The sequence below is a fragment of the Plantibacter sp. AC185 genome (assembly GCF_979258065.1).
This window is the reverse complement of the sequence record NZ_OZ409831.1, coordinates 4,075,993-4,096,251: the sequence shown is the minus strand read 5'-3', so window position 1 is coordinate 4,096,251 and position 20,259 is coordinate 4,075,993. Positions and strand designations below refer to the sequence as shown.

The 20,259-nt window shown below is 68.6% G+C and carries 18 protein-coding genes; 6 read left to right on the top strand and 12 right to left on the bottom strand.

What is annotated here, in order from left to right; all coding sequences use genetic code 11:
- Nucleotide 1: 1 nt before the first annotated feature.
- The 5 genes from ACZZZB_RS19095 to ACZZZB_RS19075 all read right to left on the bottom strand — a co-directional run bounded on the left by ACZZZB_RS19095 (nucleotide 2) and on the right by ACZZZB_RS19075 (nucleotide 4,651).
- On the bottom strand, nucleotides 2-1,774 hold the full coding sequence (locus tag ACZZZB_RS19095) for a peptidoglycan D,D-transpeptidase FtsI family protein (RefSeq protein ID WP_192004859.1): 1,773 nt from the start codon (nucleotides 1,772-1,774) through the stop codon (nucleotides 2-4).
- A gap of 73 nt (nucleotides 1,775-1,847) precedes the next feature.
- Nucleotides 1,848-2,441 carry a cell division protein FtsL gene (ftsL, locus tag ACZZZB_RS19090; RefSeq protein ID WP_192004858.1) on the bottom strand — a complete coding sequence of 198 codons (594 nt, stop codon included), beginning with the start codon at nucleotides 2,439-2,441 and terminating at the stop codon, nucleotides 1,848-1,850.
- Entirely contained in the window at nucleotides 2,438-3,391 is a 954-nt protein-coding gene (gene rsmH, locus ACZZZB_RS19085) for a 16S rRNA (cytosine(1402)-N(4))-methyltransferase RsmH (RefSeq protein WP_274499990.1), read from the bottom strand. Before rsmH ends, ftsL begins: the two co-directional genes overlap by 4 nt.
- A gap of 139 nt (nucleotides 3,392-3,530) precedes the next feature.
- Nucleotides 3,531-3,962: a division/cell wall cluster transcriptional repressor MraZ gene (gene mraZ / locus ACZZZB_RS19080; protein WP_064297003.1), complete on the bottom strand. Its 432-nt coding sequence runs from the start codon at nucleotides 3,960-3,962 to the stop codon at nucleotides 3,531-3,533.
- A gap of 314 nt (nucleotides 3,963-4,276) precedes the next feature.
- Nucleotides 4,277-4,651, bottom strand: coding sequence for a DUF3040 domain-containing protein (locus ACZZZB_RS19075; protein WP_064297004.1), 375 nt, complete (start codon nucleotides 4,649-4,651; stop codon nucleotides 4,277-4,279).
- A 75-nt stretch (nucleotides 4,652-4,726) separates the two neighbouring features.
- Here ACZZZB_RS19075 and ACZZZB_RS19070 point away from each other — a divergent pair, with 75 nt between their 5' ends.
- On the top strand, nucleotides 4,727-5,827 hold the full coding sequence (locus ACZZZB_RS19070) for a polyprenyl synthetase family protein (RefSeq protein ID WP_064297005.1): 1,101 nt from the start codon (nucleotides 4,727-4,729) through the stop codon (nucleotides 5,825-5,827).
- A 25-nt stretch (nucleotides 5,828-5,852) separates the two neighbouring features.
- Here the strand turns inward: ACZZZB_RS19070 and ACZZZB_RS19065 are convergent, their stop codons facing one another.
- A complete protein-coding gene (locus ACZZZB_RS19065) occupies nucleotides 5,853-6,194 on the bottom strand; it encodes an Rv2175c family DNA-binding protein (protein WP_064297006.1) in 342 nt (113 codons plus the stop codon).
- Nucleotides 6,195-6,324: 130 nt separating this feature from the next.
- On the opposite strand from ACZZZB_RS19065, the gene pknB reads away from it, so the two are divergent.
- The 3 genes from pknB to ACZZZB_RS19050 all read left to right on the top strand — a co-directional run bounded on the left by pknB (nucleotide 6,325) and on the right by ACZZZB_RS19050 (nucleotide 9,206).
- On the top strand, nucleotides 6,325-8,271 hold the full coding sequence (gene pknB / locus ACZZZB_RS19060) for a Stk1 family PASTA domain-containing Ser/Thr kinase (protein WP_085510970.1): 1,947 nt from the start codon (nucleotides 6,325-6,327) through the stop codon (nucleotides 8,269-8,271).
- Between the two features lie 64 nt (nucleotides 8,272-8,335).
- A complete protein-coding gene (locus ACZZZB_RS19055; protein WP_137241613.1) occupies nucleotides 8,336-8,794 on the top strand; it encodes a helix-turn-helix transcriptional regulator in 459 nt (152 codons plus the stop codon).
- 10 nt (nucleotides 8,795-8,804) lie between these two features.
- A complete protein-coding gene (locus tag ACZZZB_RS19050) occupies nucleotides 8,805-9,206 on the top strand; it encodes a VOC family protein (RefSeq protein ID WP_137241612.1) in 402 nt (133 codons plus the stop codon).
- A gap of 60 nt (nucleotides 9,207-9,266) precedes the next feature.
- On the opposite strand, the gene ACZZZB_RS19045 is transcribed toward ACZZZB_RS19050, so the two are convergent.
- The 3 genes from ACZZZB_RS19045 to ACZZZB_RS19035 form a co-directional block, all read right to left on the bottom strand.
- The gene (locus ACZZZB_RS19045) at nucleotides 9,267-10,613 is read right to left on the bottom strand and encodes a class II 3-deoxy-7-phosphoheptulonate synthase (protein ID WP_056005400.1); all 1,347 of its coding nucleotides are present in this window, start codon (nucleotides 10,611-10,613) and stop codon (nucleotides 9,267-9,269) included.
- Between the two features lie 119 nt (nucleotides 10,614-10,732).
- Entirely contained in the window at nucleotides 10,733-11,416 is a 684-nt protein-coding gene (locus tag ACZZZB_RS19040) for a lysophospholipid acyltransferase family protein (RefSeq protein ID WP_064297009.1), read from the bottom strand.
- Nucleotides 11,417-11,442: 26 nt separating this feature from the next.
- Entirely contained in the window at nucleotides 11,443-12,396 is a 954-nt protein-coding gene (locus ACZZZB_RS19035) for an ROK family glucokinase (protein ID WP_079706022.1), read from the bottom strand.
- A gap of 187 nt (nucleotides 12,397-12,583) precedes the next feature.
- On the opposite strand from ACZZZB_RS19035, the gene ACZZZB_RS19030 reads away from it, so the two are divergent.
- A complete protein-coding gene (locus ACZZZB_RS19030; protein WP_124769407.1) occupies nucleotides 12,584-14,413 on the top strand; it encodes an AMP-dependent synthetase/ligase in 1,830 nt (609 codons plus the stop codon).
- Nucleotides 14,414-14,467: 54 nt separating this feature from the next.
- On the opposite strand, the gene ACZZZB_RS19025 is transcribed toward ACZZZB_RS19030, so the two are convergent.
- Both ACZZZB_RS19025 and ACZZZB_RS19020 read right to left on the bottom strand, forming a co-directional pair.
- Entirely contained in the window at nucleotides 14,468-14,959 is a 492-nt protein-coding gene (locus tag ACZZZB_RS19025) for a peptide deformylase (protein WP_064297012.1), read from the bottom strand.
- 89 nt (nucleotides 14,960-15,048) lie between these two features.
- Nucleotides 15,049-18,456, bottom strand: coding sequence for a pyruvate carboxylase (locus tag ACZZZB_RS19020; RefSeq protein ID WP_463530489.1), 3,408 nt, complete (start codon nucleotides 18,454-18,456; stop codon nucleotides 15,049-15,051).
- A gap of 73 nt (nucleotides 18,457-18,529) precedes the next feature.
- Between ACZZZB_RS19020 and ACZZZB_RS19015 the strand changes: the two genes are divergently transcribed.
- Entirely contained in the window at nucleotides 18,530-19,396 is an 867-nt protein-coding gene (locus ACZZZB_RS19015; protein ID WP_079002579.1) for a ParA family protein, read from the top strand.
- A 213-nt stretch (nucleotides 19,397-19,609) separates the two neighbouring features.
- On the opposite strand, the gene ACZZZB_RS19010 is transcribed toward ACZZZB_RS19015, so the two are convergent.
- Complete coding sequence (locus ACZZZB_RS19010; RefSeq protein WP_064297014.1) at nucleotides 19,610-20,158, bottom strand: MerR family transcriptional regulator; 549 nt, start codon at nucleotides 20,156-20,158, stop codon at nucleotides 19,610-19,612.
- Nucleotides 20,159-20,259: the final 101 nt, after the last annotated feature.

The following is a 20,259-nucleotide window of genomic DNA, read 5'->3' as shown; positions in this document are numbered from 1 at the left end:
TTCAAAAACTGAGCGGCAGGTTCGGTGCCGGCTCCGTGGACGGCTGCACTCCCCTGCTCTTCAGCACCTGGGTGGTCACATCCCGGAAGATGGGAGCGACTGCAGCCGATGAATTCATCTTAACCGGGTCGGCCAGGTTCACCGAAACGACGAACTGCGGCGCCTCTGCAGGAGCGAAACCGGCCATCGAGACGAGGTAGCTCGAGCTGTAGCCTCCATCGCCGTCGGGCTGCTGTGCGGTGCCGGTCTTCATCGCCACCCGGTAGCCGGGGACGTCGACGTTCTTGGCCACCCAGCTCTCCTGGTCGACCATCTCGAGCATGTCGCTGACCTGCTTCGCCGCGTCGGCGGAGACGACCTGGGTTCCGGTCGCGTCGGGGACGTCGGTCATGGTGCCGTCGGCGTTCCGGCAACCCTCGACCAGCTGGACGGGCATGCGGACACCGCCGTTCGCGATCGTCTGGTACAGGCTGGCGCCCTGGATAGCGGTCGTCGAGAAGCCCTGACCGAACATGGTCGCGTAGTCCGTCTGGTTGTCCCAGTCCGCAGCGTCAGCCATGAGGCCACCGGACTCGCTCGGGAAGCCGACCTCGGTCTTCTGCAGCTGACCGAACTTCTGGAAGTACGCATAGCGGGTGTCGGCGCTCATCTTCTCGCCGAACTGCGAGATCCCCGTGTTCGACGACTGCACCATGACGCCCGCGAGCGTGAGGTTCATGTCCTCGTGGAACTCGCTGTCGTTGATGTCCGCACCGTTCGAGGGCTTGTACCGGAACGGAGCGACCACCTGTGAGTTGGGGCTGGCGACGCCCTGGTCGATCAGTGCCGCAGCGGTGAGCGACTTGTACGTCGATCCCGGTTCGAACGGCGCGGCGAAGGCCCGTGAACCTCGGTCCTCGGACGGCGTCGCGCTGACGTTGCCGGGGTCGACGGCCGGGTACTCGGCGACGGCGAGGAGCTTGCCGGTCTTGACCTCCATCACCGTGACGACGCCCCAGCTCGCACCGACCGCTTCGGCCTGCGCGGCGAGCGACTGCTGCGAGAACCACTGGATGTCCTTGTCGAGCGTCAGCACGACGTCGCCGCCGTCCTTCGCCGGCTTCGTCACCGTGGTGCCGGGGAGCGGCAGACCGCCGCTGCCCTTCTCGTACGTCGTGCGTCCGTCCTTGCCGGCGAGGCAGGAGTTCTCCATGAGTTCGACGCCCGCCTGGGCCTCGCCCTCCTCGCCCACGAAGCCGACGATGTTGCCGGCGACGGCGCCGTTCGGGTAGACCCGGTACGGCTCCTCCTGGAAGGTCGTCCACGGGATCTCCAGCGCCTTGAGCGCTCGGAGCTGGTCGAGGGTGAGCTTCTTCGCGATGAGCGCGTAGAGCGAGTCCTTGTCCGCGGCGAGGGCGTCCGTGATGAGCGCGAGGATCTCCGGACCGGGCTTCCCGATGATCGCGCCGATCTCGTTCGTCGCCTGTTCGAGGGTGATCGTCTGCTCGGTGCCGTCGACATCACGTTCGAACGGGCCGGCGTCCTTCGGGGATGCCGCCATGCTGTAGCGCATGACCGCTTCGGCGAGCACCGAACCGTCGGAGGCGAGGATGCTGCCGCGGGTGGCGAGGATCGTGTCGCCCGTCTCGGTCTTCTCGAGCGATTCGGCGCTCAAGGCACTCGCGCGGACCACCTGGATGTCGACCAGACGGAGGACGAAGAGCGTCATCACGATGGAGACCGCGACGATGGTGAACGCGAGGCGTCGGCGCGTGGTCTTCGTGTGTCTCACCATGATGCCCGCACCGCGTCCTCTCCTGACGTCGCACCTCCGAGCAGGGCGTCGTCCTCCACCGCTATCCGTCCGGTCATCGCGTGGTCGGCGACGGCAGCCCGTCCTGCAACGGTACGGGCGGTGTGACAGCTTCCTGGCTCGACGCGCCGTCTGCGGCGGCGGCGTTCTGTCCGCCGACGAGCGGGAGCGTCGCTGCCTGTGCGTTCGGCACGAGGGCGGCATTGAAGATCGGACTCGTGCTCGCCGACGCCGGCGTGGGCGTCCCCAGCACAGCGCCGTCGGAGAGCCGGAGGTAGGTCGGGAGCGAGTTGCCCACCATGCCGAGTGCCTGCGCGTTGACGGCGAGGTACTGCGGCGAGGCCAGGCGGTCGAGGTCCTCGGCCAGCGCGGCCGAGGTGCGGCCGAGTTCGACCTGCTTCCCCTCGAGCTGCTGGATCTGGTAGGCGCCCTGGCTCAGCCCGACGCTGAGGAGCAACTGGCCCACGACGATGGCGACGACCGCACCGACGACGATGACCGCGTACATCGGCCGTGGTCGGAGCTTCGAGCGCGCCCCGGTCGTGACCGCACGGATGTGCTGCCGTTCGGGGGCGGTCCGGGTCGGCTGCGGCCGAGCGCGTCCGAACCGTTCGGGCGCGAGATCGAGTGCTGCGGTCGCTCCGCTCATGCTGGCCTCCTCAGCCGTTCGGCCGCGCGGAGTCGCACGGGTTTCGCTCTGGGGTTCTCGTCGATCTCGGCCTCGGTGGCGAGTTCGGCGCCCTTGACGAGGAGCTTCAGCTCCGCGCTGTGCTCCGGGAGCTCGACGGGCAGCCCCGCCGGCGTGGTCGACTTCGCCCGCGCCTGGAGCTCGCGCTTGACGATCCGGTCCTCGAGTGACTGGTAGGACAGGAACACGATCCGGCCTCCGACCCGAAGCAGGTCGAGCGCGCGGGGCACGGCGGACTCGAGGACCGACAGCTCCGCGTTGACCTCGATGCGCAGCGCCTGGAAGACCCGCTTGGCCGGGTGGCCGGTGCGACGTGCGGCCGCCGGCGTGGCCCGATCGATGAGCTCGACGAGCTGACCGGAACTCGTCAGGGGTCGCTGCTGGCGTTCCTCGACGATGCGGCGCGCGTAGCGCTGCGCCAACTTCTCGTCGCCGTACTCCCAGAAGATCTTCCGAAGTGCGACCTCGTCGTAGGTGGCGAGGATCGTCTCCGCCGTCAGCTCGCTCGAGGCGTCCATCCGCATGTCGAGTGGCGCGTCCTGCGAGTACGAGAAGCCGCGTTCGGTCCGATCGAGTTGCAGTGAGGAGACACCGAGGTCGAACAGGATCCCGTCCACCTGTGGGAACCCGAGCTCCTCGGCCGCCTCGTCGATGTCGTCGTAGACGGCTTTGACGAACCGGACTCGCGACCCGAAGCGCTCGAGTCGCTCCTGAGCGATTTCCAGCGCATCGAGGTCGCGGTCGAGCCCGATGAGGGTCAACTGCGGGAACCGCTCGAGCATGGCTTCGGCGTGGCCCGCCATGCCGAGCGTGGCGTCGATGAGGACCGCGCCCTCGTGGGACACGGCTGGGGCGAGCAGCTCGATGCATCGCTCGAGGAGGACCGGGGTGTGGATGTCGTTGATGGCCATATGCGTAATCCGGACGGTCCCTGACCCCTGATCCCCATCCGTTCCGACCTGGCACCGGGGAAGTGTGTCAGGGCGGGCTCCGACCTGGCACCGGGGAAGTGTGTCAGGGCGGGACGGCTGGGAGTCAGGGGGCAGGGCGCTAGAAGAGTCCGGGGATCACCTCCTCGGCGGTCTCGGAGAAGACGCTCTCCTGTTCGGCGAGGTAGGACTCCCATGCCTCGGCGTCCCAGATCTCCGCGCGGCTGCCGGCGCCGATGACCACGAGGTCGCGGCTGAGCCCGGCGTACTGGCGGAGGTTGGACGGAATGGTCACGCGGTGCTGCTTGTCGGGGGTCTCGGCGCTCGCTCCGGAGAGGAACACGCGCAGGTAGTCGCGGGCCTGCTTGCTGGTGACCGGAGCCTGGCGGATCTTCTCGTGGAGAGCCTCGAACTCCCGCGTGCTGAAGACGTAGATGCAGTGCTCCTGGCCTCGAGTCATGACGACCCCGCCGGAGAGCTCATCGCGGAACTTCGCCGGCAGGATGATGCGGCCTTTTTCGTCGAGTTTGGGGGCGTGACTACCGAGGAACATACGCCCCCGCCCCCAATCGTTCTGGCCAACATCTTGGTTGGGCTCCACTTTACTCCACTTTGCACCACCGTCGCAGCACATTCCTCCACATTGGGCCATTTGCTCATGAAAAAACCCCGCAAAGTCGGGACTCTGCGGGGTGGAGGGAAATGGAGGGGTTTTGCCATACTCGGGACGATCAGGGAGGGCCCGAAACGACGAAACGGGGCCGATCCGAAGATCGGCCCCGTTTGGAGTCGTGGTGCGGCGGTGCCGCGAGGGAGGGAAGTGGAGTCAGGTGGCCGGCCGCTTAGCGACCAGGAGACCGGGCCTCGCTACCGCTCGTCGCCCGACTGGCGCTTGTCCCAGCGGTCGTTGAAGCGGTCCATCAGACGCGAGGACTTCTGTCCTGCCGGCGCAGCCTGACGAGGTCGCGGCTGTTCGAGTGGAGCCCGGGTCGGCTTCGTCGCCACGAGCACGCCCGTGAGCATGATCGCGAACCCGAGCAGACCGACGATGGGCTGCTGGATCACGACTCCGAGCACGAGGCCGATCGCCCCGACCACCGCGATGAGGGAGCCGAGCGCGATTCCGCGGTAACTCGGTTTGCCCGCGCCAGCGCTGACCTTGGAGACGAAATCGGCATCGCTGCGGTAGAGGTGGCGTTCCATCTCATCGAGGAGCCGTTGCTCCTGCTCTGAAAGTGGCATCTGATTCCCCTCAAGGTCACACGACGCGACGTTGTTGATCGAGTCTAGCCACCGAAGCATGACTAGGCTAGGTGCGTGATCGAAAGCAATGAACTCGCCACCCTGGTGGGCCGCGGGCTCTCCGACTTTCTCTCCTCGCGAAGCTCCATTGTCGCGCAGATCGGCCCGGAGCTCTCCCCGTTCCTCGACTTCTCCCGGGAATTTCTCAGCGGTGGGAAGCGGTTCCGAGCACAGTTCTGCTTCCGGGGCTGGCAGGCCGTCTCGACCGGGAGGCACGCCAGCGGTCAGGGCGGCCTCGAGACCGTCATCGCGACCTGTGGAGCACTCGAGCTGTTCCACGCCGCAGCGCTCGTCCACGACGACATCATCGACAACTCCGACACGCGCCGGGGTGCACCGTCTGCTCACGTCTCCTTCGCGGAGTTGCACCGTCGCAGCCGATGGGACGGCGACCCGACGACCTTCGGCACCGGAGCCGCCACGCTCCTCGGCGACCTGCTCCTCGGCTGGAGCGACGAACTCCTCGACGACGGACTCGACCAGCTGGACGACCGCACCGCCGCTCGCGCAGCGCGGGCCGAGTTCAACCGGATGCGGACCGAGGTCACGGCCGGCCAGTACCTCGACATCCTCGAGGAGCGCGCCTGGCGCGACGCCGCCGACGACGAACAGCGTCGCCGCGCCGAGCGCGTCCTGATCTTCAAATCGGCCAAGTACAGCATCGAGTCCCCGCTCGCGCTCGGGGCGCTCCTCGGCGGCGGGAACGAGCAGCAGCTCGCGTCGCTCCGCGGGTACGGCCTCCCCCTCGGCATCGCCTTCCAGCTGCGCGACGACCTCCTCGGCGTCTACGGCGATCCCGCCGTGACCGGCAAACCGAGCGGCGACGACCTCCGCGAAGGGAAGCGAACCATCCTCATCGCGCTCACGAGGGAGGCCCTCCAGCCGGGCGCGCGCGCCATCCTCGACGAGCTGCTCGGGGATCCCGAACTCGACGACGACCAGATCGGCCTGCTCCAGGCGACCATCCGCGACAGCGGGGCCGTCGACCAGGTGGAGAAGCTCATCCAGGACCACGTCGCACGGGCACTCTCCGCATTGGGCGAGGCTCCGATCAACGACGACGCCCGGGCCCACCTGCGCGGCCTCGCGGTCGCGGTCGCGCGCCGCGAGACCTGAGCGGTCCGGCTCGGACGGTGTGGGATCAGGCCAGCGCCTGAGCCACCCGGCGAACCTCGGAACGACGTCCCTCGCGGAGGGCTTGGATCGGCGAGGTCCCGATCGCGTCGTCGTCCTCGAGCATCCAGACCATTGCGGCCTCATCGTCGAAGCCGTTGTCGGACAGCAGCGTGAGCGTGCCGCGCAGGTTGTGCACCGGTCCGCCGTCCGCGATGAACGACGACGGCACCTGCAGCACGCCGTCACGTCGGACGGCGAGGAGGTCGCGCTCCTCGAGGTACTGGCGGATGCGGCGGATCGGCAGCCCGAGTTCGGTCGCCAGATCGGGAAGGGTGAACCACACGAGTTCGGAATTCTGCTCAGTCACGCACAGCAGTCTGCCACGACCGCGCTCCGCTCGGCGCCGTCGGATCGCGTTCGGGTAACGATCCAGGCACCTCGCCGCCCTCCCGGGGTGTTGACAGCTCTTCGCGCTCGACGTTCCATACACTCGACTGGTGAGTAGCAACCAGCAGACCGATCCGATGATCGGCCGTCTCCTCGACGGGAGATATCAGGTGCGCTCACGCATCGCCCGTGGCGGCATGGCGACGGTCTACCTCGCCACCGACCTCCGGTTGGAACGGCGCGTCGCGATCAAGGTCATGCACGGCCACCTCTCGGACGACACGACCTTCAAGAACCGCTTCATCCAGGAGGCGCGATCCGCCGCGCGGCTCGCGAACCCGCATGTCGTCAGCGTGTTCGACCAGGGCCAGGACTCCGACATGGCGTACCTCGTCATGGAGCACCTGCCGGGGATCACCCTCCGCGACCTCATCCGCGACAACGGCACGCTGACCCCTCGGCAGGCCGCCGACATCCTCGACGCCGTACTGTCCGGACTCGCCGCCGCGCACCGCGCCGGCATCGTCCACCGCGACGTCAAGCCGGAGAACGTCCTCCTCGCTGACGACGGACGAATCAAGATCGGCGACTTCGGCCTCGCGAGAGCCGCGAGCGCGAACACGGCCACCGGCCAAGCGCTCCTCGGCACGATCGCCTACCTCTCCCCCGAACTCGTCACCCGTGGACAGGCCGACGCGCGGAGCGACATCTACGCGCTCGGGATCATGCTCTACGAGATGCTCACCGGCGAGCAGCCCTACAAGGGCGAGCAGCCGATGCAGATCGCCTACCAGCACGCCAACGAATCGGTCCCCGCACCGAGCGCCAAGAACCCCGCCGTCCCGAAGGAACTCGACGACCTCGTCTTCTGGGCCACCGAGCGCGAACCGGACGATCGTCCGTCGAACGCTGGCGAGATGCTCGAGCGCCTGCGGTCCATCGAGTCCAGTCTCGGGTTCACCTCGGTCGCCACCGGGGCGCAACCCACGATCGTCATGCCGGCCTCCTACTCGAGCGAGCACGCCGACGACGTCACCCAGGTCATCGGCCGCAACACCAAACCGCAGCAGGTCCCGGTGCGCGCCGACGCGACGGACGGTCCGGGCAAGCTCGCCACGAAGGCGCGCAAGCGCAGCCGCGTGGGCGTCGCGCTGTTCACGATCGTCCTCATGCTCGCCGCGCTCGCCGGTGGGACCGGATGGTACTTCGGCCAGGGCCCCGGCTCGCTCGTCGAGGTCCCGAACGTCGCCGACGGGAGTTTCGACCAGGCGTCCGCCAAACTCGTGGAGCTGGGCTTCGTGCCCGTCGAAGGCGCGACGTTCAGCCTCACCGTCCCGGCCGGCACGGTCGCCGGCAGCGATCCGCCGTCCGGGTCGAAGATCGACAAGGGCAGCTCCGTCACGGTCCTCGTCTCCCAGGGACCGCAGCCGGTGGACATCCCGGTCCTCGCCGGGCTCGCACAGTCCGACGCCGAACAGCAGTTGGACGCGCTCGGCGTCGCCGTCGGCACCGTGAACCAGCAGTTCGACCCGAGCATCGCGAAGGACATCGTGCTCGCGGCGACCGACGCGACCTCGGGAGCCGACTACAGCCAGGGCGGGCCGTCCTTTCAAGGCTCCACGGTGACGTTGCTCGTGTCGGCCGGACAGGTGCCCTCGGTCTCGGGGATGACACCGGACCAGGCGCGCGACGCCCTCGAATCCGTCGGGCTCGGCGTGGGCACCTCCGACGAGGCGTTCGACGACACGATCCCCGCGGGGCAGGTCATCGGCATCCAGGCCAAGACCGATGCGGACGGGAACGAGACGGCGTTCATCCCGGGCGACGACGTGACGTTGATCGTGTCCAAGGGCGTCGAGTTGGTCGCCGTCCCCGACACCACCGGCCAGACGATCAATCAAGCCATCAAAGCACTGCAGGACGCCGGATTCACCGTCGGCGACATCGCCGTGGCAGAGGCCTTCCGCGACATCTTCAAGGTGAAGAAGACCGATCCCCCGGCGGGCAAGTCCGTCAAGAAGGGCTCGACCGTCAACATCACCGACTTCGGTCTGTGACCCGGTCGGACGGCGCTCATCCGCTCGTCGGAACGAGCCGCCGCCGTCCTGCTACGATCGCCGCATGAGCCCGGAGGACCTCGCTGAACTCGCCTGCCTCCGACGGGCGCGCGACCTGATCGACCGCGACTACGCCGAACCGCTCGACGTGCCGCTGATGGCATCGACGGCGCACATGTCGCCGTCGCATTTCGCGAGGCGGTTCCGTGCGGTCTACGGCGAGACGCCGTACGGCCACCTCATGACCCGTCGGATCGAACGGGCGATGGCGCTCCTCCGGGCGGGGAGCTCGGTGACGGACGCCGCTCTTGCCGTCGGGGCCACCTCGCTCGGATCGTTCAGCTCGGCCTTCACCGCCATCACGGGCGAGACGCCGAGCGCGTACCGTCGGCGCGAACATCATGCGGTCGACGCGATGCCGGACTGCGTCGCCAAGACGACCACGAGGCCTGCCCATCGCCGGGTGTCCGGTCCGAGTGGATCGAGCAGGATCGGAGAAGCGGGCCTCCAGCGCCCGGCGTAACGTCGTCGTCATGACGATCTCGCTCCAGTACTGCAACATCACGGTGAACGACGTGGACGAGGCCATCGCCTTCTACGCCGACGCACTCGGACTCGAGGTCCGGAACGACGTCGCCAACGGCGGCTTCCGGTGGGTGACGCTCGGCAGCGACGCGCAGCCCGGCCTCGACATCGTCGTCTCCGAACCGCACGCGGGTCGTTCGCAGGCTGACGGGGACGCGCTGCAGGCCCTCCTCACGAAGGGGGTGCTGCCGATGCTCGTCTTCCGAGCCGACGACCTCGACGCCACGTTCGAACGGGTCCGCGCGTCCGGCGCAGACGTGCTCCAGGAACCGAAGGAGATGGGCTGGGGCGCGCGCGACTGCGCGTTCCGCGACCCGTCGGGCAACCTGGTCAGGATCTCCCAGGCGTAGGTGTCGCGGACGACGAAGCGCCCATGCCGAACCCGGCATGGGCGCTTCGTCGTGTGAGACTTACTTCGCGGCGGCGAGCTCCTCCGCCACGAGGAAGGCGAGCTCCAGCGACTGCATGTGGTTGAGGCGAGGATCGCACAGCGACTCGTACCGCGTCGCCAGGGTGGCCTCGTCGATCTGCTCGGAGCCGCCCAGGCACTCGGTGACGTCGTCGCCGGTGAGCTCGACGTGGATGCCGCCGGGGTGCGTCCCTGCGGCGCGGTGGGCTTCGAAGAACCCCTTGACCTCGTCCACGACGTCGTCGAAGCGACGCGTCTTGTAGCCGGTGGGCGTCGTGAGTCCGTTGCCGTGCATCGGATCGGTGACCCAGAGCGGCGTCGCATCGGCACCCTTGATCGCTTCGAGCAGCGGAGGCAGGGCGTCCCTGATCTTGCCCGCACCCATCCGCGTGATGAACGTCAGGCGCCCGGGCTCGCGCTCGGGGTCGAGCTTGTCGATGAGACGCAGCATGTCGTCGGCCGAGGTGGTGGGGCCGAGCTTCACGCCGATCGGGTTGCGGACGCGCGACAGGAAGTCGACGTGCGCGCCGTCGAGCTCGCGGGTCCGCTCCCCGATCCACACGAAGTGGGCGGAGGTGTTGTACGGCGTGCCGGTCCGCGAGTCGATCCGCGTCATCGGTCGCTCGTAGTCCATGAGCAGCGCCTCGTGGCTCGAGTAGAACTCGACACCGCGCAGCTGGTCGAAGTCGGCTCCGGCCGCCTCCATGAACTTGATCGCACGATCGATGTCGCGCGCCAGTCCCTCGTATCGGTGGTTCACCGGGTTGGCGGCGAACCCCTTGTTCCAACTGTGGACCTCACGGAGGTCGGCGAACCCGCCCTGGGTGAACGCCCGGATGAGGTTCAGCGTCGATGCGGAGGTGTGGTACCCCTTGACGAGCCGAGCGGGGTCGGCCGTGCGCGACTCCGGGGTGAAGTCGTAGCCGTTGACGATGTCGCCGCGGTACGCGGGCAGGGTGACGTCGCCCCGCGTCTCGGAGTCGTTGGAGCGCGGCTTGGCGAACTGCCCGGCCATCCGGCCCATCTTGACGACCGGCATCGACGCGCCGTACGTGAGCACGACGGCCATCTGCAGGACCGTCTTCACGCGGTTGCGGATCTGCTCGGCCGTCGCACCGGCGAAGGTCTCGGCGCAGTCGCCGCCCTGGAGCAGGAACGCGTTGCCGCTCGCCGCCCGAGCCAACCGGTCGCGCAGGATGTCGACCTCGCCGGCGAAGACCAGCGGAGGGAGCGTCGCGAGTTCGGCGGAGGCACGCGCCACCGCGGCCTGGTCCGGCCATGACGGCTGCTGCTTGATCGGCAGCTCACGCCAATAGTCCAGTCCGGCGATCACCGAGGGTTCGGCCATGACGACTGGTTCTGTAGCGTGGGACACGGATTTCCTGTTTCTCTTCGACCGGACGCGCTCCGGAGCCCGCCCGGAAGGGGGAACGGACCGCGATCGCGGCCCGGTTTTTCAGCTTAGCGTCACGCCGACGCGGCGCGCTCCTTGACGCTCGTGGCGTAGACGTCGCGATAGTCCTGGCCCGAGAGCTTGCGGAGCTCGACCATCAACTCGTCCGTGACGCTGCGGAGGATGAAGCGGTCGCCCTCCATGCCCTCGAACCGCGAGAAGTCGAGCGGCTTGCCGATGACGATCCCGATCCGGCGGATCCGGGGCAGCTTCGTGCCGATGGGCATGACCTTCTCGGTGTCGATCATCGCGACGGGGACGATGGGGACCCCGGCCTCGAGCACCATCCGCGCGACCCCGGTGCGGCCTCGGTACATCGTCCCGTCGGGACTGCGCGTGCCTTCCGGGTAGATCCCGAGCAGGTGACCGCCGCCGAGGACCGCGAGTCCGGTGTTGAGCGAGGCTTCGGAGGCCTTGCCTCCCGACCGGTCGATCGGGAGTTGCCCCGTGCCGAGCATGAAGGTCTTCGTGGCCCAGCCGCCGAAGCCCTTGCCGCGGAAGTACTCGCTCTTGGCCAGGAAGGAGATCCGCCGATCGACGCACAGCGGGAGGATCACCGAGTCGATGAAGGACAGGTGGTTGCTGGCGATGATCGCGCCGCCGTGCTCCGGGATGTTCTCGGCGCCGATCACCCACGGCCGGAAGATCGACTTCAGGATCGGGCCGGCGACCAGGTACTTCATGAACCAGTAGAACATCGTGCTCCTCCGTCTTGCCGTCGTCGTCAGCCGAGGACGAGGGCGCTCCTGGCGAGATCGCCGGCGCCGATGACACCGGCGTCGTTCACGAGCTGCGCGATGCTGAAGGACGGCTCCGGGTGGAACCCGCGCGCCGGGAGGTGCGTCAGGAACGCCTCACGAACGGGGTCCAGGAGGAGGTCGCCGGCCTGGGCGACGCCGCCGCCGATCACGAAGATGTTGGGGTCGAGGATGGCCGACATGCTCGCGAGGGCCTGCCCCAGCAGATCGGCGAGCTCGTTGAGGCACCGGAGGGCGCCGGGATCACCGGACTCGAGCAGGGCGGAGACGTGGTGTCCGTTCAGCAGCCCGCCGGCCGCCACCCGGGCTCGGGCGAGGGCGGCACCGTCGCCACCGGCGTCCGCTGCCTCGTTCGCGAGTCGGAGCAACGCGTTCCCCGAGCAGTACTGCTCGACGCAGCCACGCGCGCCGCAGCCGCAGGGCAGACCGTCCGGGATGAGGCGCATGTGTCCCAGTTCCGCACCGCTGCCGAAGCCACCGGTGAGGAGCCGGTCGTCGAGGACGATCGCTCCGCCGACACCCGTGCCGATCGTCACCATGACCATGCTGCGTTCCTCGCGCCCCGCACCGAACCGGAACTCGGCCCAACCCGCGGCGTTCGCGTCGTTCTCGATGGTCACGACCTTGTCGGGCAACCGCGCGGCCAGCCGGGCCTGCAGGGGTTCGTTCCGCCAGGCGATGTTCGGCGAGTAGTAGACGGTCGAGCGAGTGGCGTCGAAGAACCCGGGGGCGGCGACGCCGACGCTCGAGATGCTGCCGTCGTCCAAGGACCGGACCATGGCGACGACGTCGTCGATGATGGCGTCGGGATCGGAGGCCTGCGTCGGCGTGCGCCCGGCCGCGAGGATCCGGCCGTCGTCGTCGACGACCCCGCCCGCGATCTTCGTCCCGCCGATGTCGATGCCGATCGCGTTTGCCATAACGGTGCCGTCTCCCTGTCCTGATGTCGCCGATACCGGCAGCGGCGTGTGACCGACCGTCAGTAGAGTCGGTCGCCCGCGCGCCGCAGTCGAGTCTACTGAGCGTCTGCGCGCCACAGAAACCGCGCAAACACCCGTGCTCTAGGATGGAGCCACATCTTGCCGACCTGGTACCGAAGGAGTTGCCGTGGAACAGTTCGACGTCCCTGCAGTCGTCGCAGCAGACCCATCCGCCAATGCGACCGATCTGCTCGTGAAGCGCCTGGCTGCTGCGCCCGACGCCGCACTGTTCGCCGTTCCCCGCGGGTCGGAGTGGGTGGACGTGACCACCGCCGAGTTCCACGCCCAGGTCGTAGCCCTGGCGAAGGGGCTCGTCGCCGCGGGGATCGAACCCGGCGACAAGATCGGGCTCATGTGCAAGACCCGGTACGAGTGGACCCTCATCGACTTCGCCGTGTGGTTCGCCGGAGCACTCCTCGTCCCGATCTACGAGACCAGCTCGCCGAGCCAGGTGCAGTGGATCCTCAGCGACTCGGGAGCGACGAGCGTGCTGGTCGAGACGCCCGACCAGTTCGCCCGCTTCGACGAGGTGCACGGCGACCTCCCCGATGTGGCACGGGTCTGGCAGATCGACCTCGGAGACCTCGACAAGATCGCGGCCGCCGGCGTCGACGTCCCCGACGAGGAGATCGAACGCCGCCGCAACCTCGCGGTGGGTTCCGACATGGCGACCCTCATCTACACCTCCGGCTCGACCGGCCGGCCGAAGGGCTGCGTCCTCACCCACTCCAACTTCGTGGAATTGTCGCGGAACTCGGCCGTCGCACTCAAGGACGTCGTGTCCGCTCCCGGCGCCTCCACCCTCCTCTTCATCACGACGGCGCACATCTTCGCGCGCTTCATCGCCGTGCTGTGCGTGCACTCCGGCGTGAAGACAGGCCACCAGCCGGACACGAAGCAGCTGCTCCCCTCGCTCGGCACCTTCAAGCCGACGTTCCTCCTCGCGGTCCCCCGGGTCTTCGAGAAGGTCTACAACTCCTCCGAGCAGAAGGCCGAGGCCGGCGGCAAGGGCAAGATCTTCCGCGCAGCCGCCGAGACCGGGATCGCCTACTCGAAGGCCCTGGAGAGCGGTTCCGTGCCGTTCGGCCTGAAGATGAAGTTCCGGGTCCTCGACCGCCTCGTGCTGTCGAAGATCCGCACGGCCATGGGCGGCCGGGTGCGCTACGCGGTCTCCGGCAGCGCTCCACTCGGTCCGCGACTCGGCCACTTCTTCCACGCGCTCGGCATCGTGATCCTCGAGGGCTACGGCCTCACCGAGACCACCGCGCCTGCAACGGTCAACCTCGCCCAGAAGTCGAAGATCGGCACGGTCGGACCGGCACTCCCCGGTGTCTCGCTCCGCATCGCCGACGACGGCGAGGTCGAGGTGCGTGGGATCAACGTCTTCAAGGAGTACTGGCAGAACCCCGAGGCGACGGCGGAGGCCTTCGACGACGGCTGGTTCCGCACCGGCGACATCGGGTCCTTCGACGCCGACGGCTTCCTCACGATCACCGGGCGGAAGAAGGAGATCATCGTCACCGCCGGCGGGAAGAACGTCGCCCCGGCGGCGCTCGAGGACCCGATCCGCGCGACCCCGGTCGTCGGACAGGTCGTCGTCGTCGGCGATCAGAAGCCGTTCATCAGCGCCCTCATCACGCTCGACACCGAGATGCTGCCGTCATGGCTCGCCAACAACGGCCAGGACGCGTCGATGAGCGCCGCCGAGGCTGCTCGGAACCCCGCAGTGCTCGCCGCCGTCCAGCGCGCCATCGACGAGGCCAACACCAAGGTGTCCCGCGCGGAGTCGATCCGCAAGTTCGTCATCCTCGACGACGAGCTCACGGAGGCGAGCGGTCACCTCACGCCGAAGCTCAGCATCAAGCGGAACGTGATCCTCAAGGACTTCGCGGAGACGATCGAGGGCATGTACCTCGGAGCGGGTTCGCCCGAGACCCAGGGGATGTCCCTGAAGTAGCGCCTCGACGGGCTCGGCGGTCGGTCGACGACCGCCGGGCCCGTCGACCGGCGTCTAGAACCAGTCGCTCTCGCGGACCTGCTTCATCGCCTCGCGACGGTGCTCCTTCGACAATCGGTCGAGGTAGAGCATGCCGTCGAGGTGGTCGGTCTCGTGCTGCAGCGCCTGGGCGAGGAGTCCTTCACCCTCGACGACGAGCTCCTGCCCGTCGAGGTCGATGCCGACGGCACGCGCGTAGGGATGGCGCGGCGTCGGGAACCAGAGCCCGGGCACCGACAGGCAGCCCTCGCCGATCTCCTCGAGCTCACCGCGCACCTCGACGAGCTTCGGGTTGATGAGGTACCCGATGACGCCGTCGACGTTGTAGCTGAACACGCGGAGTCCGACGCCGATCTGCGTGGCGGCGACGCCGGCACGACCGGGGAGCTCCACGCTGTCCACGAGATCGCGGACGAGGCTGCGGATGTCGTCGTCGATCGTGACGACCTCGGCCGTCGGAGCCTTCAGGACCGGGTCACCGAAGTGTCTGATGGGTCGTGTCGTCACGGGTTGGATCCTTCCGGGCGGGACAGGTGTGGTGGACGCGGAGACCGGCCGCGTCGCCTCGAGGAGGGACGCGGCCGGTCTCGGGAGGGTCAGGCGCTCGGCTTCACGACGACGAGCAGGTCGCCCGCCTCGACCTGCTGGGTCGCCGGGATGGCGAGGCGCTCGACGATGCCGGCGACGGCGGTCGTGATCGCCGCCTCCATCTTCATGGCCTCGATCGAGGCGACCGGCTGGCCCGCCTCGACGCGGTCGCCGACGGCGACCTTCACGGTCACGACGCCGGAGAACGGCGCGGCCACCTGGCCGGGGACGGAGGTGTCGGCCTTCTCTGCAGCGCGGGAGTCGACCTCGATGCTGCGGTCGCGGACGAACACCGGACGCAACTGCCCGTTGAGGGTCGCCATGACGGTGCGCATGCCCTTCTCGTCGGCCGCGCCGATCGCTTCGAGCCCGACGAACAGCCGGACGCCCTTGTCGATCTCGACGACGTGCTCCATGCCCGGCTCGAGGCCGTACAGGTAGTCGGCGGTGTCGACGACGGAGAGGTCGCCGTACAGGTCGCGCTGCTGCTCGAACTGCTTGGTCGGCGCCGGGAACAACAGCCGGTTGAGGGTCGACCGGCGCTCGGCGGACTCGCCGTCGAGCGAGGCCTGGTCTTCAGCGGAGATCGGCGTGATCCCGATGTCGACGGAACGACCGGCGAGGACCTTCGAGCGGAACGGCTCAGGCCATCCGCCCGGGAGCTCCCCGAGTTCGCCCGCCATGAACCCCACGACGGAGTCCGGGACGTCGTACTTGTCGGGGTTGGCCTCGAAGTCGGCCGGATCCGCCTTGACGGCGGCGAGGTGGAGCGCGAGGTCGCCGACGACCTTGCTCGACGGGGTCACCTTGGGCACCCGACCGAGGATCTTGTTGGAGGCCGCGTACATGTCCTCGATGAGCTCGAAGTGGTCCGCGAGCCCCAGGGCGATCGCCTGCTGGCGGAGGTTCGACAGCTGACCGCCCGGGATCTCGTGCGTGTACACGCGACCGGTCGGGCCCGCGAGTCCTGACTCGAACGGCCGGTACATCGCGCGGGCGGCCTCCCAGTAGGGCTCGAGGTCGGCGATCCCTTGCAGGGAGATGCCGGTGTCGCGCTCGGTGTGGGCCAGCGCGGCGACCAGCGAGGACGCGGACGGCTGACTCGTCGTGCCGGCCATCGGCGCGCTCGCGACGTCGACGGCGTCGGCGCCCGCGTTGCTCGCCGCGAGGAGGGTCGCCAGCTGTCCACCGGGGGTGTCGTGCGTGTGCACGTGGACCGGCAGGTCGAACCGCTCGCGGAACGCCGCGACGAGCTTGGCCGCCGCGGACGGACGGAGGAGCCCCGCCATGTCCTTGATGGCGAGCACGTGGGCACCGGACTCGACGATCTTCTCGGCGAGACGGAGGTAGTAGTCGAGGGTGTAGAGGTCCTCGGCCGGGTTCAGCAGGTCACCGGTGTAGCAGACGGCGACCTCCGCGACGGTCGTCCCCGTCTCCAGGACCGCGTCGATGGCCGGGCGCATCTGCGACACGTCGTTGAGGGCGTCGAAGATCCGGAAGATGTCGATCCCGGTGTCGGCGGCCTCCCGCACGAAGGCGTTCGTCACCTCCGTGGGATAGGGCGTGTAGCCGACGGTGTTCCGGCCGCGCAGCAGCATCTGGATCGCGATGTTCGGCATCGCCTGACGCAGCGAGGCCAGTCGCTCCCACGGCTCCTCACCGAGGAAGCGGAGGGCCACGTCGTACGTCGCGCCACCCCAGGCCTCGACGGATAGCAGTTCGGGGGTGAGCCGGGAGACGAACGGTGCGACCGCGAGCAGGTCCTTCGTCCGGACGCGCGTGGCCAGGAGCGACTGGTGGGCGTCGCGGAAGGTGGTCTCGGTCACGGCGAGGGCGGTCTGAGCGCGGAGGGCGTCAGCGAAGCCCTTCGGGCCGAGCTCGAGCAGTCGCTGACGCGAGCCGGCCGGGGCGTCGGTCGTGATGTCGATCGCGGGCAGCTTGTCGACCGGGTCCGCGCCGGACGGACGCGACCCGTTGGGCTGGTTGACCGTGACGTCGGCGAGCCAGTTGACGATCTTCGTCCCGCGGTCCTTCGAGACGTGCCCGCGCAGGAGCTGCGGACGCTCGTCGATGAAGGAGGTGCTGAGGTCGCCGGCCACGAACGAGGCGTCTTCGAGGACCGCCTGCAGGAAGGGGATGTTCGTGGAGACGCCGCGGATGCGGAACTCGGCGAGGGCGCGCTTGGCGCGCGTGACGGCCGCCTCGAAGGTGCGCCCACGGCAGGTGAGCTTCGCGAGCATCGAGTCGAAGTGGGGGCTGATCTGTGCACCGGAGGCGACCGTGCCGCCGTCGAGTCGGATGCCGCCGCCGCCCGGAGAGCGGTAGGTCGTGATCTTCCCGGTGTCGGGACGGAAGCCCGCCGTGGGGTCCTCGGTGGTGATGCGGCACTGGAGCGCGAAGCCGCGGAGGTGCAGGGACTCCTGCGTGAGGCCGAGGTCGCCGAGCGACTCGCCGGCGGCGATGCGCATCTGCGACTGGACGAGGTCGACGTCCGTGACCTCCTCGGTCACGGTGTGCTCGACCTGGATGCGCGGGTTCATCTCGATGAACACGTGCTGACCGGCCCGCTCCCCCGCGGTGTCGAGCAGGAACTCGACCGTCCCGGCGTTGACGTAGCCGATCGACTTGGCGAACGCGATGGCGTCGCGGTACATCGCCTGACGGGTGTCCTCGTCGAGATTCGGGGCCGGCGCGATCTCGACGACCTTCTGGTGCCGGCGCTGCACCGAGCAGTCGCGCTCGAAGAGGTGGATGGTCTCGCCGTCGGCGCTCGCCAGGATCTGGACCTCGATGTGCCGCGGGCGGACGACGGCCTGCTCGAGGAACATCGTCGGGTCGCCGAAGGCGCTGTCCGCCTCGCGCATGGCGGCCTCGAGAGCGCCACGGAGGTCCTCGGCGTTGTCGACGCGGCGCATGCCACGGCCGCCGCCGCCGGCGACCGCCTTCGCGAAGATCGGGAACCCGATGTCGGCGGCACCGGCGAGCAGCTCTTCGATGTCGCGGCTGGCCGGCGTGGACTTCAGGACCGGGACCCCGGCCGCGATGGCGTGCTCCTTGGCGGTCACCTTGTTGCCGGCCATCTCCAGGACGGAGGACGGCGGACCGATGAAGGTGATGCCGGCTGCTCGGGCGGCCTCGGCCAGCTCCGGATTCTCGGAGAGGAAGCCGTACCCGGGGTAGATCGCGTCGGCGCCCGACTCCTTCGCGACGCGGATGATCTCCGAGACGTCGAGGTAGGCGCGCACCGGATGACCCTCCGTGCCGATCTGGTAAGCCTCATCGGCCTTCAGCCGATGCATCGAGTTGCGGTCCTCATAGGGGAACACCGCAACCGTCTTCGCCCCCAGCTCGTACGCGGCACGGAACGCCCGGATGGCGATCTCTCCGCGATTGGCGACAAGAATCTTCCTGAACATGGAACCCTTCCCACAACAGCCAACTCAGCAAACGTTGAGATTCCCTAGCCTAGTCACGGTAACGTTGAGCCTTGTGCATGTACTCAGCGTTAGCTCCCTGAAGGGGGGCGTCGGCAAGACCACCGTCACCCTTGGCCTGGCTTCCGCCGCGTTCTCGAAGGACATCCGCACGCTGGTCGTGGATCTCGACCCCCAATCCGACGTCTCGACCGGCATGGCCGTCGACGTCGCAGGGCACCTCACGGTGACGGATGTGTTGACCTCGCCGAAGAAGAAGATCGTCGAGCAGGCGATCGTGGCGAGCGGCTGGACGAAGATCCACCCGGGCAAGATGGACGTCATGATCGGCAGCCCGTCTGCGATCAACTTCGACGGCCCGCACCCCAGCATCCGCGACATCTGGCGCCTGGAAGAGGCGCTCGCGCACGTCGAGGAGGAGTACGACCTCGTCCTGATCGACAGCGCCCCCTCGCTCAACGCACTCACCCGCACCGCCTGGGCGGCGAGCGACCGCGTCGCCGTCGTCACGGAGCCGGGCCTGTTCTCGGTCTCCGCAGCCGACCGCGCGCTCCGCGCCGTCGAGGAGATCCGTCGTGGGCTGAGCCCCCGGCTGCAGCCGCTCGGCATCATCGTCAACCGGGTGCGTCCGCAGTCGATGGAGCACCAGTTCCGCATCAAGGAACTGCGCGACATGTTCGGTCCCCTCATCCTCAACCCGCAGCTGTTGGAGCGCACGTCCCTCCAGCAGGCTCAGGGTGCCGCCAAACCTGTCCACGTGTGGCCGGGTGACACGGCGCAGGAGATGGCGAAGAACTTCGACTCGCTCCTCGACCGCGTGCTGCGCACGGGCCGCGTCGGCGAGTACGCCGACGGCGCTCCCCCGGAGCCGGCTGCCGTCACGAGTCCCGCTGCCGTCGAGGCACCCTCCACCGACAGCTGAGGTCGCGGCGAGACCGTTCGGTCGGCTCACGGACCAGGCGCTCGCTCGGGTCGCCCTTCGACAGGCTCAGGGACCGGCAGGCGCGCTCATGGACCGGCCGGAGCTCCAGGACCGGCAGGAGCACCCAGTACCCCGGGATGCGCGCTCAGGGAACGTGTGGCGCGCGTCGGTGAGCCCTTCGACAGACTCAGGGACCGGCGCCTTCGGCTCGGGTCAGGCGCTGCGAGCGGAGCGACGTGCTGCGAGCTCGTCCATGGGGTCGGCCGACTGTGCGTCGAACTCGATGAGCGTGGACTCCACCTCGCGCAGCACCTTGCCGACGGCGATGCCGAAGACGCCCTGTCCGCGGCTGACGAGGTCGATGACCTCGTCGTTCGAGGTGCAGAGGTAGACACTGGCGCCGTCGCTCATGAGCGTGGTCTGGGCGAGGTCGACGATGCCCGCTTCGCGGAGCTGGTCGACTGCCGTGCGGATCTGCTGCAGGGAGATGCCCGTGTCGAGCAGGCGCTTGACGAGCTTGAGGACGAGGATGTCGCGGAAGCCGTAGAGACGCTGCGTTCCGGATCCGGATGCACCGCGGACGGTGGGCTCGACCAGACCCGTCCGGGCCCAGTAGTCGAGCTGGCGGTAGCTGATGCCGGCTGCACGGGCGGCGACCGCTCCGCGGTAGCCCTGGCCCTCTTCGAGTTCTGGAAGCCCGTCGGTGAACAGCAGCCCGAGGTCACCGTACCGTGACGCCCCGTCGCGACTGAGTTCACTCATGTCTGCTTCTCCTCGATGTTCGCTGCACGGTCGGTACGGTCTCGACGGGGGCGTCGAGCCGACTTGACCACTCCCACCACGCTACCGATCCGCCCCGGTCA

Coding starts and splice junctions, on each gene's coding strand:
- ACZZZB_RS19010 (WP_064297014.1), bottom strand. CDS start 20,158: ATGAGTGAACTCAGTCGCGACGGGGCGTCACGGTACGGTGACCTCGGG.
- rsmH (WP_274499990.1), bottom strand. CDS start 3,391: ATGGCCATCAACGACATCCACACCCCGGTCCTCCTCGAGCGATGCATC.
- ftsL (WP_192004858.1), bottom strand. CDS start 2,441: ATGAGCGGAGCGACCGCAGCACTCGATCTCGCGCCCGAACGGTTCGGA.
- ACZZZB_RS19055 (WP_137241613.1), top strand. CDS start 8,336: ATGAGCCCGGAGGACCTCGCTGAACTCGCCTGCCTCCGACGGGCGCGC.
- ACZZZB_RS19045 (WP_056005400.1), bottom strand. CDS start 10,613: ATGGCCGAACCCTCGGTGATCGCCGGACTGGACTATTGGCGTGAGCTG.
- ACZZZB_RS19075 (WP_064297004.1), bottom strand. CDS start 4,651: ATGCCACTTTCAGAGCAGGAGCAACGGCTCCTCGATGAGATGGAACGC.
- ACZZZB_RS19035 (WP_079706022.1), bottom strand. CDS start 12,396: ATGGCAAACGCGATCGGCATCGACATCGGCGGGACGAAGATCGCGGGC.
- ACZZZB_RS19040 (WP_064297009.1), bottom strand. CDS start 11,416: ATGTTCTACTGGTTCATGAAGTACCTGGTCGCCGGCCCGATCCTGAAG.
- mraZ (WP_064297003.1), bottom strand. CDS start 3,962: ATGTTCCTCGGTAGTCACGCCCCCAAACTCGACGAAAAAGGCCGCATC.
- ACZZZB_RS19095 (WP_192004859.1), bottom strand. CDS start 1,774: ATGGTGAGACACACGAAGACCACGCGCCGACGCCTCGCGTTCACCATC.
- ACZZZB_RS19050 (WP_137241612.1), top strand. CDS start 8,805: ATGACGATCTCGCTCCAGTACTGCAACATCACGGTGAACGACGTGGAC.
- ACZZZB_RS19020 (WP_463530489.1), bottom strand. CDS start 18,456: ATGTTCAGGAAGATTCTTGTCGCCAATCGCGGAGAGATCGCCATCCGG.